Source organism: Streptomyces sp. NPDC001668 (assembly GCF_042893155.1).
Taxonomy (GTDB): Bacteria; Actinomycetota; Actinomycetes; order Streptomycetales; family Streptomycetaceae; genus Streptomyces.
Map to the genome: position 1 here is coordinate 121676 of NZ_JBIAUQ010000016.1, position 15048 is coordinate 136723.

11 protein-coding genes are annotated in these 15048 nt (G+C 71.7%); 9 read left to right on the plus strand and 2 right to left on the minus strand.

Annotated features, from left to right (window positions below):
* Nucleotides 1–10 precede the first annotated feature (10 nt).
* The gene (locus ACFYZ8_RS36285; RefSeq protein WP_388539278.1) at nucleotides 11–2116 is read left to right on the plus strand and encodes a sensor histidine kinase; all 2106 of its coding nucleotides are present in this window, start codon (nucleotides 11–13) and stop codon (nucleotides 2114–2116) included.
* A 150-nt stretch (nucleotides 2117–2266) separates the two neighbouring features.
* Nucleotides 2267–3031 carry a glycoside hydrolase family 25 protein gene (locus tag ACFYZ8_RS36290; RefSeq protein ID WP_388539275.1) on the plus strand — a complete coding sequence of 255 codons (765 nt, stop codon included), beginning with the start codon at nucleotides 2267–2269 and terminating at the stop codon, nucleotides 3029–3031.
* 36 nt (nucleotides 3032–3067) lie between these two features.
* On the opposite strand, the gene ACFYZ8_RS36295 is transcribed toward ACFYZ8_RS36290, so the two are convergent.
* Nucleotides 3068–4306 (minus strand): amidohydrolase family protein, encoded by a 1239-nt coding sequence (locus tag ACFYZ8_RS36295; protein ID WP_388539272.1) that lies wholly within the window; start codon nucleotides 4304–4306, stop codon nucleotides 3068–3070.
* Nucleotides 4307–4572: 266 nt separating this feature from the next.
* On the opposite strand from ACFYZ8_RS36295, the gene ACFYZ8_RS36300 reads away from it, so the two are divergent.
* The 6 genes from ACFYZ8_RS36300 to uppS all read left to right on the plus strand — a co-directional run bounded on the left by ACFYZ8_RS36300 (nucleotide 4573) and on the right by uppS (nucleotide 12165).
* A complete protein-coding gene (locus tag ACFYZ8_RS36300; protein WP_388539269.1) occupies nucleotides 4573–7557 on the plus strand; it encodes a BTAD domain-containing putative transcriptional regulator in 2985 nt (994 codons plus the stop codon).
* Between the two features lie 32 nt (nucleotides 7558–7589).
* Entirely contained in the window at nucleotides 7590–8024 is a 435-nt protein-coding gene (locus ACFYZ8_RS36305; RefSeq protein ID WP_359032894.1) for a VOC family protein, read from the plus strand.
* A gap of 216 nt (nucleotides 8025–8240) precedes the next feature.
* The gene (locus ACFYZ8_RS36310; RefSeq protein ID WP_388539266.1) at nucleotides 8241–8420 is read left to right on the plus strand and encodes a hypothetical protein; all 180 of its coding nucleotides are present in this window, start codon (nucleotides 8241–8243) and stop codon (nucleotides 8418–8420) included.
* 451 nt (nucleotides 8421–8871) lie between these two features.
* Nucleotides 8872–9480 carry an ABC transporter ATP-binding protein gene (locus ACFYZ8_RS36315; RefSeq protein WP_388539264.1) on the plus strand — a complete coding sequence of 203 codons (609 nt, stop codon included), beginning with the start codon at nucleotides 8872–8874 and terminating at the stop codon, nucleotides 9478–9480.
* The gene (locus ACFYZ8_RS36320; RefSeq protein WP_388539261.1) at nucleotides 9477–10343 is read left to right on the plus strand and encodes an ABC transporter permease; all 867 of its coding nucleotides are present in this window, start codon (nucleotides 9477–9479) and stop codon (nucleotides 10341–10343) included. The genes ACFYZ8_RS36315 and ACFYZ8_RS36320 overlap by 4 nt, the downstream gene beginning before the upstream one ends.
* Before the next feature lie 16 nt (nucleotides 10344–10359).
* Nucleotides 10360–12165, plus strand: a complete 1806-nt coding sequence (uppS, locus tag ACFYZ8_RS36325) for a polyprenyl diphosphate synthase (protein ID WP_388539258.1) — start codon at nucleotides 10360–10362, stop codon at nucleotides 12163–12165.
* Nucleotides 12166–12221: 56 nt separating this feature from the next.
* On the opposite strand, the gene ACFYZ8_RS36330 is transcribed toward uppS, so the two are convergent.
* Nucleotides 12222–13772, minus strand: coding sequence for a FadD3 family acyl-CoA ligase (locus ACFYZ8_RS36330; protein WP_359032884.1), 1551 nt, complete (start codon nucleotides 13770–13772; stop codon nucleotides 12222–12224).
* A gap of 114 nt (nucleotides 13773–13886) precedes the next feature.
* On the opposite strand from ACFYZ8_RS36330, the gene ACFYZ8_RS36335 reads away from it, so the two are divergent.
* On the plus strand, nucleotides 13887–15047 hold the full coding sequence (locus ACFYZ8_RS36335) for a lipid-transfer protein (protein ID WP_388539255.1): 1161 nt from the start codon (nucleotides 13887–13889) through the stop codon (nucleotides 15045–15047).
* The last annotated feature ends 1 nt before the right edge of the window (nucleotide 15048 follow it).

Sequence of the window (15048 nt, forward strand, 5' to 3'; positions counted from 1 at the left end):
CCTTGTTGATGTGCTCGACACTCAGGAGTCGCCCTCCGAACCCCGAACGCCGTCCGTCGTACGTCTCCCTCCCGCACGCACGCGTGCCGACTCGTGGCAGGCCGCGCTCCCCGTCGGGATCTGTACGTCTCTGCTCGTCGCGTCGGTCGTAGCGGTCATAGAGCACGGAGACGTGCAGCCATACGTCGACTACGGCTGGTGGACGGCGCGCGCGCTGGCCCTCGGCCTCTGCCTCGGCGCCGCGGCCACGGTGGTTCTGTGGTCCGGCGGGCGGCGTGGACTGGGGACGGTACTCACGGTGAGCGCTGTGAGCATGTGCGTGTACGGCCTGGGAGGCGTGCTCTACTTCATCGCCAAGAACGGCGGGTGGCACCTTCCTCCCGAGCTGCTCGCCCTCCTCAGAGGCATGGCGATCTTCGGCATGCACGGATCGCTCGCCGTGCTGCCCCTGTGGTTTCCCCAGGGACGGCTGGAGCGTTTGTCCTGGCGATGGGTCGTAGTAGCCATGGTCGTGGTGTACTCCCTGTATCTGGCGCCGATCCCCTACTACGGCTGGAACGTCACCGACCCGGCCTGGAAGGCGGGGGTACTTGCCCGCGAGCAGGCGTGGTGGGGCGACATCGGGCACGCCATCATCTGGATGCCCCGGCTGCTGAGCATCGTCGTCCTCGTCGATCTGATCAGGCGGCTCAAGACCTCCACGGGGCTCAGGCATCGTCAACTCAGCGTGTGTGCACTCGGGTACACCGCGTACTGGACCATGCAGATCACCGACAAGCTCTACGACATCGGAGCCGAGCGCGATTTCGTCCAATGGCTGCTGTACCTGTTCAACGCGGCGGTCGTACTCTCCCTCGCCCTGATCTCCGTGGCAGCCGTTCTCCGCGACGACCTCACCACCTTCGACCGTTTCCTGCGCCGCACGCTGATCGTCCTGGGCCTCGCCATCGGCTTGAGTTCCGCCTTCTACGGCCTCTACCTCGCCTTCTCCAGCCTGCTCAACCTCGGTGAGGTCGAAAGCGCCGCCACCAGTGCCGCCCTGAGCGTGCTCGCACTGCGCCCGGCCGCCGGCCTGCTGTGGCGGGCCGGGGACCTACTGCTCTACGGCCGCCGCGCCAAGCCCTACGAAATGCTCCGCGCCCTCGCAGAGAGTCTCAGTCACCGCATCCCTGCCGACGAGGTACCCGTTGCGCTCTGCGGCACGGTCGTACGGCGGCTCGGGCTGCCCGCGGCGCAGCTCACCGCGCACACCCGGACCCGGGACCAGGTACTCGCGCGCGCGGGCGAGGAAGATCCGGACGCCGCCGTCGTACACCTTGACCTGCTGGACCGGGGTGAGCGCGTGGGCATGCTCAGCGTGCAGCTCCGTCCCGGCCAGCGCACGCTCGACGCCAACGACCGCGCCGCCCTCGACGTCGTCACCGATCAGCTCGGCCCGGTCGTCTCGGCGATCGGTCTGCGCGAGGAACTGCGCATCAGCAGGGAGCGTGTGGTCTCGGCCCGCGAGGAGGAGCGGCGGCGACTGCGCCGCGATCTGCACGACGACCTGGGTCCGACGCTCGCTGGGATGCGTCTGCAACTCGACGCGGCAGCCAGTGTGCTGGAGCCCGCCTCCGGCACCCGCTCCCTCGTGGAGGCGGCGAGCGGCGAGGCGGCGCGGAGCCTCGACGAGGTGCGTCGCATCATCGACGACCTGCGTCCGCCGGTCCTGGACGACTGCGGTCTCGCCGCCGCGCTGACCGCACTCGCCGCCCGCTTCGACACCACGTCCCTGACCGTGGTCACCTCGGTCCCCGAGACCCTGCCCGAGCTGCCCGCCGCCACCGAGACGGCCGCATACCGCATCGCGGCCGAGGCCCTGGCCAACACCGCCCGCCATTCCGGGGCCGACACGGCACAGCTCGTGCTGCGCGTGGCCGAGGAGGACGAGCGACTGGTGCTGGAGATCACCGACAGCGGCCACGGCCTGCCCGCGAATCCTCGCCGAGAGGGGGTCGGCCTGACCTCGATGAGCGAGCGGGCGGAGGAGATCGGCGGGCGGTGCGAGATCGGCGGTCTCCAGGGATCGGCCCGCGGGACCGTCGTACGGGCGCTGCTGCCCCTGCAGCTCGACTGACGACTCGGCCGGGATCGAACGGGACATCCGCATCAGGCGCCCGGGACAGCGGGCACGGGAGCTTGGGTTCCGTTCAGCACAGCCGTGATCAGGCGCCGTACCCGATCAACGTACGAGCGCTCCACGGTCCGACCGAATGGAGCTCCTCCCATGCGAACCCACCGCCGGCTCACCCGCGCCGCCCTGACCGCCGTGGCGGCCGTCCTCGCCCTGACCGGCGCAGTGACGGCCGCCCCCGCCGCGGAGTCCCCCGCAGCCCTCGGCCCCGGCGCCTACTCCGTGCACGGCATCGACATCTCCCGCTACCAGCACCCGGGCAACAAGGCCATCGACTGGGGAAGGGTCAGCCGAAGCGGTCAGAAATTCGTATCCGTCAAGGCCACCGAGGGCACCCGAACCGTCAGCCCCTGGTTCGTCCGCGACCTGGCCGGGGCGCGCAGCGTCCGGATGATCCACACCGCGTACCACTACTTCGATCCCGCACAGGACGGTCGTCTCCAGGCCGACCACTTCCTGAGCACGGTGGGCAGGCAGCACCTGGACGGCCACCAGCCCTACCAACTTCCCCTGGAACTCGACCTTGAGGGCCCCTGCAAGGTGGGCCCCGGAGCCTTCGAGTCGCGGGTTCTCGCCTTCCTCAACCGGGTCGAGGCGGCGACGGGCGTGGAGCCCGTCGTCTACACGCAGCGCTCCTATGTGAACCACTGCATGGCGGGCAGCAAGGCACTCGGCAAGTACCGGGTCCGGCTGGCCCGTTACAGCAACAACCCGCCGCCCGCGCTGCCCGGCGGCACCGGCTGGCACTTCTGGCAGTTCACTGAGAAAGCCACGGTGCCGGGCGTCCCGGCCAAGACCGATGAGAACGTGTTCAACGGCAGCTACCAGGCTCTGCGCAATCTGGCGAACCTGAGGTAGCAGACGCGCGTGGGCGGGACGGCGGGCTCGGTGGTTTCACCGGGTCCCCGGCCCCGCCCACAGCCCATCGTCCGTCAGGCCGAGCAGCTCGATGGCGTTCCCGCGGACGATCTTCTCGACCACGTCCGGCGCCAGGTGCCCCATCTGCGCCTCGCCGACCTCCCTCGATTTCGGCCAGGTGGAGTCGGAGTGGGGGTAGTCGGTCTCGTAGAGGACGTTGCCGACGCCGATGGAGTCCAGGTTGCGCAGGCCGAAGGCGTCGTCGAAGAAGCAGCCGTAGATGTGCTCGGTGAAGAGCTCGGACGGCGGGCGGTGGACCTTGTCGGCGACGCCGCCCCAGCCGCGGTTCTCCTCCCAGACGACGTCGGCGCGCTCCAGGATGTAGGGGATCCAGCCGATCTGGCCCTCGGCGTACATGATCCTGAGGTTCGGGAAGCGCTCGAACTTGCCGCTCATCAGCCAGTCGACCATCGAGAAGCAGCAGTTGGCGAAGGTGATCGTGGAACCGACGGCGGGCGGGGCGTCGGCGGAGGTGGAGGGCATACGGCTGCTGGAGCCGATGTGCATCGCGATGACCGTGCCGGTCTCGTCGCAGGCGGCGAGGAAGGGGTCCCAGTCGTCGGAGTGGACGGAGGGCAGGCCCAGGTGCGGGGGTATCTCCGAGAAGGCGACCGCGCGGACGCCCCGGGCCGCGTTGCGGCGGACCTCGGTGGCGGCCAACTCGGCGTCCCACAGCGGGATGAGGGTGAGCGGTATGAGACGGCCCTGCGCCTGGGGGCCGCACCACTCCTCCACCATCCAGTCGTTGTAGGCCTGGACGCACAGCAGGCCCAGTTCGTGGTCCTTGGCCTCGGTGAAGGTCTGGCCGCAGAAGCGCGGGAAGGTCGGGAAGCAGACGGCCGACTGGACGTGGTTGACGTCCATGTCGGCGAGGCGCTGCGGGACGTCGTAGGAGCCGGGGCGCATCTGCTCGTACGTGATCACCTCCAGCTTGATCTCGTCCCTGCTGTAGCCGACCGCCGTGTCGAGGCGGGTGAGCGGGCGCTGGAGTCCCTCGTACAGCCACCAGTCGCCGAGCGGGCCGTCGTCGCCGGGCTCGCCCATCACGGGCTTGAAGCGGCCGCCGAGGAAGCTGATCTCCTTCAGCGGGGCGCGGACGATCCGGGGGCCGGTGTCGAGGTGCTTCTTCGGGAGCCGGTTCTGCCAGACGTCGGAGGGCTCCACCGTGTGGTCGTCGACGGAAATGATCTTCGGAAGTGCCGTCGTGGTCTCCATGGCGCTCACGGTAGCGCCGATCTGACGGTCCGTCAGCTGTCGTGCGCGTGCCCGCCCGGAACCGTCCGCCCCGCTCCCGGTGTCGTGTCAGAGAGCCGGTGCCGGCGGGCGCCTCGCGGGCGTTCCTGTGCGGAAGTGCGCGGAGAGAGGGTGTGGGTCTTGTGACTTCCCGCGCGTCCTCCTGTGATCAGGCTCTCCACAGCTGACGCATCCGCCATGGACAAGGCAAACTGACCGGGTTGTAAACAGGCCCTAGGGGGACGGCGATGGACGGTGTACCGCGGGTGCCGGAGCAGAGGCGTCCCGGCTCCCCGGCGGGGGCCGGGGAGGACACGGGCTCCACGGCGGAGTCCGCGCCGCTGCGCTTCAGCGTGCTCGGTCCGGTGCGGGCGCGGCGCGGCGCGGAGCTGCTGAACACCGGCTCCCCCCAGCAACGCGCCCTGCTCGCCGCCCTGTTGCTGCGTGAGGGCCGTACCGCGACCGCGGCCGAGCTGATCGACGCCCTGTGGGGCGAGGAGCCCCCGTCGCAGGCGCTGGCCGCCGTGCGCACCTACGCCTCCCGGCTCCGGAAGATCCTCGATCCCGGCATCCTGGTCAGCGAGTCCGGCGGTTACGCGATCCGCGCGCTCGGTGAGCACGCGCTCGACCTCGCCGCCGCCCAGGAGCTGGCCGCCGAGGCGGAGAAGGCCCGCGGGGCCGGGGACCTGTGCCACGCCCGTGAGGTGCTGGGCCGGGCGCTGGCCCTGTGGGACGGCGAGGTGCTTGCGGGGGTGCCGGGGCCGTACGCCGAGGCACAGCGCGTGCGCCTCCAGGAGTGGCGGCTGCAACTCCTCGAATCCCGCCTGGACATGGACCTGGAGCAGGGCTGCCACGCGGAGGCGGTCTCCGAACTGACCGCCCTCACCGCCGAACACCCCCTGCGCGAGCGCCTGCGCGAGCTGCTCATGCTGGCCCTGTACCGCTCCGGCCGGCAGGCGGAGGCACTCGCGGTCTACGCCGACACCCGCCGCCTGCTCGCCGACGAACTCGGCGTCGACCCGCGCCCCGGCCTGCGCGAGCTCCAGCAGCGCATCCTCCAGGCCGACCCCGGCCTCGCGGCCCCCTCCTCCGCGCAGCCCGAACCGGTCGCCACCCCCGTCCGCCCCGCACAACTCCCCGCCACGGTCCCGGACTTCACCGGCCGCGCGTCCTTCGTCACCGAGCTGAGCGAGGCGCTCGCCTCCGGCTCCGAGGGCCGCGTGATGGCGGTCTCCGCGCTGGCCGGCATCGGCGGCGTCGGCAAGACGACCCTCGCCGTGCACGTGGCCCACCAGGCCCGCCCGGCCTTCCCCGACGGGCAGCTCTACGTCGACCTCCAGGGCGCCGGCTCCCGGGCGGCCGACCCGGAGACGGTCCTGGGCGCCTTCCTCAGAGCCCTCGGCACCCCGGACTCCGCGATCCCCGACTCCCTCCAGGAGCGGGCCGCCCTGTACCGCTCGGTCCTCGACGGCCGCCGGGTCCTCGTCCTGCTCGACAACGCGCGCGACGCGGCCCAGATACGGCCCCTGCTGCCGGGCACGGAGGGCTGCGCGGCCCTGGTGACCTCCCGGGTGCGGATGGTGGATCTGGCCGGGGCGCACCTCGTCGACCTGGACGTCATGTCCCCGGAGGAGGCGCTCCAGCTGTTCACGAGGATCGTCGGCGAGGAGCGGGTCGCCTCCGAGCGCAAGGCCGCCCTGGACGTGGTCGGCGCCTGCGGTTTCCTCCCGCTCGCCATCCGCATCGCCGCCTCCCGGCTGGCGGCCCGCCGCACCTGGACCGTGTCCGTCCTCGCGGCCAAGCTCGCCGACGAGCGCCGCCGCCTCGACGAACTCCAGGCCGGCGATCTCGCGGTCAAGGCCACCTTCGAACTCGGCTACGGCCAGCTGGAGCCCGCCCAGGCCCGCGCCTTCCGCCTGCTGGGCCTCGCCGACGGCCCGGACATCTCGCTCGCCGCGGCGGCCGCCGTACTGGACCTGCCCGTCGAGGACACCGAGGACCTCCTGGAGTCCCTGGTCGACACCTCACTGCTGGAGTCGGCGGCGCCCGGCCGCTACCGCTTCCACGACCTCGTACGGCTCTACGCGCGTGCGTGCGCCGAACGCGACGAGTGGCCGCCCAGCGAGCGCGCGGCGGCCCTGTCCCGGCTCCTCGACTTCTACCTCGCCACCGTCGCGGGCGTGTACCTGATCGAACGGCCCGGGGACCGGCTGGTGGACCACCTGGCCACCCCGGAGTACCCGGGACTGGCCTTCGCCGACCGGCACGCGGCCCAGGACTGGCTGTACGCGGAGGCGGTCTCGCTCCTCGCCTGCGTACGCCAGTCCGCCGGGTCCGGGTTCCTGCGGCGCGCGGTCGACCTGCTGTGGGCCGCCGTGGACCTCGCGGAGTCCGGCACCAACTCCAAGGCGTACGAAGGAGTCGCCTCGGCCCTGCGCGAGGCCGCACGGGAGGCCCGCGACCCGGCGGCGGAGGCCCGCGCGCTGATCACACTGGCCTACGCCCACAGCGTCACCGGCCGCTTCGACCTGGCCGACGAGGAGGCCGCCGGCGCCCACGAACTGACCGTCGCCTCCAGCGATCCGCTGGCGGGCAGCTGGGCGAACAACATCCTCGGCGTGATCGCGGTGTACCAGAGCCGCAACGACGACGGCGAGGCCCACCTCACCCGGGCCATCGAGGGCTTCCGCGCCTGCGACGACCCCACGGGCGAGGCGAGCGCCCTGTGCAACCTCTCCCGCGTCCACCTGGCGGGCGGCCGGACCGAGAGCGCGGTCTCGCTCGCCCGGCAGGGCATGGAGATGTACGACGCCATGGGTCACGCCCTCAAGGGCGCCAACGCCCGCTACGCGCTGGGCCTCGCGCTCACCCAGCACGGCAGCCTGCCGGAGGCGACCGCGCGCCTCCAGGAGGCCCTGACGGTGTTCCAGGACAGCCGTCAGCGGCTGTGGGAGGGCATGACCATGTTCCGCCTGGCGGAGGCCGACCTGGCCGCCCTGCGCCCGGCGCAGGCCGCCTCGAACGCCGAGACCGCCCTGACCGTGCTGCGCGGCATCGGCGGCGACTGGCGCCGGGCCAACGTCCTCGTGGTCCTCGGCCACGCGCTGAACGGCATCGGCCAGTCCGGCCGGGCGCAGGTCTGCTGGCGTGAGGCCCTGGACCTGTTCGAGACCCTCGACGCCCCGGAGGCGGACTCGGTCCGCGCCCTGCTCTCCCCGCTGGCACTGGCGTAGGGCGGGCCTGCGCCCCCTTGTAGGGTGCGCCGATGCCAACGATCAGGAAGATCCAGGTCACCTTCGACTGCGCCGAACCCGAGCGCGTGGCCCGCTTCTGGTGCGAGGTGCTCGGGTACGTCGTACCGCCGCCGCCCGAGGGTTTCGCCGACTGGGCCGACTACGAGCGCACGCTGCCGCCCGAGCGGCAGGGGGCCGGGTTCGTCTGCCAGGACCCTTCGGGCGTGGGTCCACGGCTGTACTTCCAGCGCGTCCCCGAGGGCAAGGCCGTCAAGAACCGGGTGCACCTCGACGTACGGGTCGGCACCGGGCTCGAGGGTGAGGAGCGGCTCGCCGCCCTGGAGGCCGAGTGCGCGCGGCTGGTCGCGCTCGGGGCGACACGCGAGCGCGTGCTGCTCGCCGACGAGTACGACGAGTCGTGCGTCGTGATGCGGGACGTCGAGGGCAACGAGTTCTGTCTCGACTGACCGTGGGGACGGGTGTCGTCGGGTGCGGCGGCGGGCGTTCATCGTTCGTTTATCGGCGCCCGGCATTCTCGTCCTGTCGTTCCGTCGCGTCGGGGGGCAGACGGGTCGACCTGGACCGTTGCACTACGGTGAGCGGTCGCACCACCGGCCCGGCGACCCTCGGGGGAGTCGCCGGGCCGGGCAACAGATCAGGCATCCGAAACGGGGAGGCAGTCCATGAGCGACGAGAACACCACCGACAACATCCACGCCACCGACGTCGAGGACGAGACGCCGGTGAGCACGGACAACATCCACGCGACGAGCGAGCCGCTCAAGGCCACCACGGTCAAGGCGGACGAGGGCACGGCCGAGGCCGGCACGGACAACATCCACGCCACGGACGAGCCCGTCTGATCGGACTGCTTTCTCGCACGGGGATCGGCCGCGGCGGCGCGGAGGGGGAGCCGTCGCGGCCGAGGCGTGTCCGGGGGCGGTCGGGGGGCGGGGCGGGGGCGTGCACATCCCTCAGCGCACCTCGCATGAGGCCGAGCCCGCGACTGGTGCCATCTGGGTCGCCGGTTCCCTCCGACAGGCGATCAACTCGTGGGCACCAGAGACTGCACCTGCACCCCCTGGAACGCCACCGGCCCGGTGCAGATCAGCCGGAAGCCGCTCTCGGCACCTACGGCGAGTTCACCAAAGACGCCGTCAGTACCCCTCCCGCAGTGATGCTCCCGGTCTACGCCTCGGCCGGAGCTCATCTCCGGCGCCGGCGCCGGGCGGTACGGGCCCCGTGTCCGTGACGCGTTGCGAAGCGTTAGGCCATGCGGTCACGGTCGGTCCAGGATGACGGGGGAAGCCGGGCATGGAGATCAGGCAGGTGCATCATGCCTACCGTCGGCGTGTGGTCCTGCGGGGTGTCGACCTGCGGCTGCGGGCCGGAACTCTGTGCGGGATCGTCGGGGAGAACGGCGCCGGCAAGTCCACGCTGCTGAAGATCCTGTCCGGCGAACTGCGGCCCACACGGGGATCGGTACGTCATGGCGGCCGGTTCGGCTACTGCCCACAGCACGTGGTCCTCAATGACGCGCTGACCGTCCGGCAGCACCTGACGTTCTTCCGGACGGCCTACCGTCTCACCGATGTGCGCCATGCCGAAGAGATCATGGACGTACTGGGCTTGACCGGATACGCCGATGAGCGGGCCGGGGTTCTCAGTGGCGGCACGCGGCAGAAGTTGAACGTGACGCTGGCGCTCATGCACGATCCGCAGGTCCTGTTGCTGGACGAGCCGTATCAGGGCTTCGACTGGGACACCTACCAGCGGTTCTGGGATCTGGCCGCGCGGCTGCGGGACGCGGGGCGCTCGGTCCTGGTCGTCTCCCACCTCGCGTACGACATCGAGCGCCTGGACGAGTTGTGGCGCCTGGACGGCGGAATGCTGCGCGCGGACAAGGAGGGGGCCGCCGCGTGAGGTTTCACCTGACCCGCTTCGCTGTCGCCACCCGGTTCACGCTCCTCGAACACGGCCGGAACCGGTTCGCCATGATGCTGGTGATCCTGTTCGTCCCGGTATGGACCTCCCTGGCGTACCTGGCGATGCCCGACGCCCCGGCCAGGATGCGGCTTCGCGCCACCGGGGAAGCATTGGCCCCGCACGGCAATGAACTGACCGCGATCAGCGGAGCGCTCAACGCCGTCACCCTGATCACCGGTTTCATGATGTTCGCCGCCACCTTCTCCGGCAGCGGCTTCGACCGCCGCCTGGCGATGGCCGGCTACCCCCGCGCCCACCTGGTCCTGGCGAAAGTCACCGCTCTGGCTCTGGTCTCGGCGGCGGTGGCCGCGTATGCCACCGCCGTCATCTGCCTGGCCTGGACCCCCCGCCAGCCCCTCCTGCTCGCCGCCTCCCTGTTCTGTGCCGGACTCACCTACGGCGCCCTGGGAGTCGTCTTCGGGTCCCTGCTGCGACGGGAAGTCGAGGGGATGTTCGCCATCGTGATGACCAGCATCATCGATCTCGCGCTGCAGAACCCCATCACCAGTTCCGGGGCTGACAACCCGGTCATGCGCTACCTGCCCTCGTACGGGGCCATGCAGGCCAGTACGGCGGCCGGGTTCTCCACCAGCCCGGTCCCCGGGCATCTGGCCCTCCAGCTCACCTGGTTCGCACTGGCCGCCCTTGTCGCCCTGCTGGGCTTCCGCCACAGCACCCGCACCTGCCTGCCGGACCCCTCTGCTCCGCCGCCCGGGCCGGGAGGCGGCAAGGCCGGCGTTCCCGCACCGCGCCGGACCGCCGGCCCGTCGGCCAAGGCGTCCGGCACGGAAGCACACTGAGGTCCCGGCTCCCGACATGCGCCCCACCACACACTCCGCCACGGCAGACCCCGACGCCGCTCCGCCGCCACGACGAGGGCGGCCCACCCACCGCCCGCCCACCGGCGACGACCCGTCTCTGCGGGCCGCGTACCGGCTGTGCCGACGCATCGCACGGCAGCACGATCCCGGGATCTACGTCCTCATCCAGCTGATGCCGAGCGTGCTGCGCCCGGCCGGATGGGCCCTGTGGGCGGCAGCGACCGCCCTGGACGATCTGGCCGACCAGCGGGATGCGGAGCCGGCCGAACGTGCGGCCCGCGTCGAAGCGTGGACCCAAGCCCTGCGGTGCGACCTGGCGGCCGGCACGAGCGGGGACCCGGTCCGGCACGCCCTGGTGGACACCGCCCTGCGATGGCGCCTTGACCTGACCGGCCTGCGAGGCGCCATGAACAGCACACGCGATGACACCCGCGGCCGGCACTTCGCCGACTGGGCCGCGTGGCGGTCCTGGTGCAGCGAGGGGGTCGTGCCCTGGGTCGACCAGGTACGGCACCTGTTCGAACGGGCCGGAGTGCCGATGACGCTCCGGCTGGACCGGCAGCAGGACTACCAGCGGTTCATCGACGGCGCCCAGCTCACCGATGCCCTCACCGACCTGGGCGCCGATCTCGCCCAGGGCGACCTGCTGCTGCCCCAGGAGGCCCTTGACGCCTTCCCCGGCGCCGAGGACGCCTTGCGGCAAGGGGGCTGGAGTCCGGCCGCAGCGGCTTTGATCCGGGAGCTGACGGCTCTGGCCCGTCAATGGGTGACCAGGCCCGCCATGACCACAGGTATGCACCCGGGTGCCGCCATCGTGCTCGACACGGCCGCCTGCCTGATGCGCGCCCAGCTCGATGCCGTCGACGCGGCCGGCCCCTCCCTGCTCAAGAGCGCCCCGCGCCCGTCTCTCGTGGCCCGCACCCGCGTCCTCGCCCCCGCCCGCATCCGCGCGAGACTGGCCTGGAGCCTGACGCCCCTGACCGGGCCCGGGCCCCGACGACCCGCGGTGACCGTGAGCGGTCCGAGCCCTGAAGCCGACAGCACCACCCTTCGGCCCCCGCCACCGCACCCCGCCGGCGCCCGGCCCCCGCAGATCGCGGCCGACCGGATGCCCGCCCACGTGGCGGTCATCATGGACGGCAACGGCCGCTGGGCCGAGCAGCGCGGCCTGCCCCGCCCGGAAGGCCATCTCGCCGGCAACGCCGCCGCCCACGAGATGGTCTACGGCGCCCTGGAGATCGGCCTGCGTCACCTGACCCTCTACGCGTTCTCCACCGAGAACTGGAAACGCGACACCGAGGAGATCACCAGGATCCTGGAAGCGATCCGACGCGACCTCGACGAGGGACCCATCCGTGACCTCGACGTACGCCAGCGCTGGTTGGGTCACCCCGACAAACTGCCCGACGAGCTCGTCCAGGCTCTCCTGCGCGAGGAGCGCCGCACCCGCGACCGCACCGGCCTGACCCTCACCGTCTGCATCAACTACGGCGGCCGTGACGAGATCACACGGACAGCCGCAGCCCTCGCCCGGGCAGCCCACGCAGGCGACATCGACCCCTGCCTCATCGGTGAGGACGACTTCGCCCGCCACCTGCCCCACCCCGACATGCCGGACGTCGACCTGCTGTGGCGCACCGGCAACGAACAGCGCACCTCCAACTTCCTTCCCTGGCACACCACGTACGCCGAGTTGTACTTCACCCCCGGCTACTGGCCCGACGTCGACCGGCGTGATCTGTGGCAGGCCATCACCGAGTACAGCCGACGCCGGCGACGCCACGGCGGCACCAGCCGGTAAGGCGCACGGGCCCGCACCTCACCCCTGGAGTCTCCGGGTACGGGCAGACACCGGGTTCAGAGCCGCCGCAGCTCCCCCTTCACCACCTTCCCGCTCGCGTTCCTCGGCAGCGCCGTCACGAACTCCACCGACCTCGGCACCTTGTAGTTCGCCATCTCCCGGCGGGACCAGGCGATCAGGTCGTCGGCGGTCAGGACGGAGCCCGGGCGGCGGACCACGTACGCCCTGCCGACCTCGCCGAGGCGGGCGTCCGGGACGCCGACGACGGCCACGTCGGCCACCGCCGGGTGCAGGCCCAGGAGTTGCTCTATCTCCGCCGGGTAGGCGTTGAAGCCGCCGACGATGAACATGTCCTTCAGGCGGTCGGTGATGCGGAGGTTGCCCGCCTCGTCCAGGACGCCGATGTCGCCGGTGCGCAGCCAGCCGTCCTCCGTGACCGCCTCCGCGGTGGCCGCCTCGTCCTCGTAGTAGCCGCGCATCACGTTGAAGCCGCGGACCAGGACCTCGCCGGGCTGCCCGGGCGGTGCCGCCACCCGCACCTCGGTGCCGGGGATGGCCCGGCCCGACGTCGACGCGATCACCGGCAGCGGGTCGCCGCGCCGGCACATCGTGACGATGCCGCTCGCCTCCGAGAGGCCGTAGGCGGTCAGGACGGTCTCCACGCCCAGTTCGCCGTGCAGTTGCTCGACCAGCCGGAGCGGGACGACCGCCGCGCCGGTCACCACCAGGCGCAGCGCGGACAGGTCGTGGGAGGTGCGCGCCGGGTGGTCCAGGAGGGACTGGTGGAGGGTGGGCGGACCGGGCAGCACCGAGATCCGTTCGGCCGCGATGTTCGCCAGCACGGTGTCGACGCTGAAGACCGGCTGCGGGATCATCGTCGCGCCCCGCATCAGACAGGCGAGCACTCCGGCCTTGTAACCGAAGGTGTGGAAGAAGGGGTTGACGATCAGATAGCGGTCGCCGTGCCGCAACCCGGCCAGCTCGCACCAGACGTCGTACGCCCGCAGCGTCTGCTCGTGGGTGATCACCGCGCCCTTGGGGCGGCCGGTGGTACCGGACGTGAAGACGATGTCCGAGGGCCAGTCCGGAGACACCGCGTCGGCTCGCGCCCGCACCTCCGCCTCCCCCACCCCGTCCCCGCTCGCCAGGAAGTCCTTCCAGGTGCGGTAGTCGGCGGGGGCGTCGTCCGACAGCACCACCACCTGCTCCAGGTCCGGCAGTCCCGGGCCCTCCGCGACCGCCCTGCGCAGGGACGCCACATACGAGGTGCCCAGGAAGGTCCCGGTGATGAACAGCAGCCGGGTGCCGCTCCTGCGCAGCACGTCCGCCGCCTCGGTGCCCTTGAAGCGGGTGTTCAGGGGCACCAGGACCGCGCCCGCCGACACCGCGCCCAGCGCCGAGACCATCCAGTCCAGGGAGTTGGGCGCCCAGACGGCCACCCGGTCGCCCGGCCGCACGCCGTTCGCGACGCACGCGGCCGCCGCGCGCTCCACGCGGGCGCCCAACTCGCCGTACGTGACCCGCTGCCGGCCCTCCACGACCGCCTCCGTGGCGGTGTACCGCCGTGCGGCCCAGCCGACCAGCTCCGGGATGCTCCGCCACTCCACATCGGCCTCCCCGAACACAGAACGAGCGCAAACGCATGAGCTGACTACCCGTCAGATTAGCTGTACCCTGACGGGCTGTCAGCAGGCCTCACAGTGTGCGGAGGTGCGTGCAGCGTGACCCTCAAGGACGCCACGGCGATCGTGGGCATCGGACGGACCCCGTTCGCCAAGAACCTCGCCGAGGACGAGAGAACCCTGGCCTGCCGGGCCGTGCTCGCCGCCCTCGACGACGCCGGGATCGCCCCCGGCGAGGTCGACGCCCTGACCTCGTACACCATGGAGGAGACGGACGAGGTCGAGCTGGCGAAGGCCGTCGGCTTCGGCGACCTCACCTTCTTCAGCAAGGTCGGCTACGGCGGCGGCGGTTCGTGCGCCACGGTCGCCCACCTCGCGGCGGCGATAGCCAGCGGCCAGGCCACGGTCGGGGTCGCCTGGCGGTCCCGGAAGCGCGGGTCCGGCCCCCGCCCCTGGACCAACACCACCGTTCAACTCCCCACCCCCGCCCAGTGGACGAGACCCTTCGGCCTGCTCCGTCCCGCCGACGAGATCGCCATGCTCACCCGCCGCTACATGCACGAGTACGGCGCGACCCGCGACCACCTCTTCAACGTCGCCCTCGCCTGCCGCAACCGCGCCAACCAGAACCCCGCCGCGATCATGTACGACCGCCCGCTGACCCGCGAGATGTACATGACCTCCCGCTGGATCAGCGAACCCCTGTGCCTCTTCGACAACTGCCTGGAGACCGACGGGGCGCTGGCCTGTGTCCTGGTCAGCCGGGAGCGCGCCCGCGACTGTCCGAACACCCCCGTCTACGTCCACTCCGCCGCCCAGGGCCTGCCCGCCCAGCACCACGGCATGGTCAACTACTGGAACGACGACCCCCTCACCGGCCCCGCCTGGACCGCCGCCCGGCACCTGTGGAAACACGCCGACTTCACCCCGCAGGACGTCGACGTGGCCCAGATCTACGACGCGTTCACCTCCCTCGTCCCGCTCTCCCTGGAGGGCTACGGCTTCTGCGGCCGCGGCGAGGGCGGCGCCTTCACCGAGGGAGGGGCCCTGGAGATCGGCGGACGGCTGCCGATCAACACCGGGGGCGGTGGGCTCTCCGAGGCCTACGTGCACGGCTTCAACCTCATCGACGAGGGCGTACGGCAGCTGCGCGGCACCAGCACCGCCCAGGTCCCGGACGCCGCGACCTGCCTCGTCACCGCCGGCGAGGGCGTGCCCACCTCCGCCCTGCTGCTGACCAACCGGACCCACGGGAGCTGAC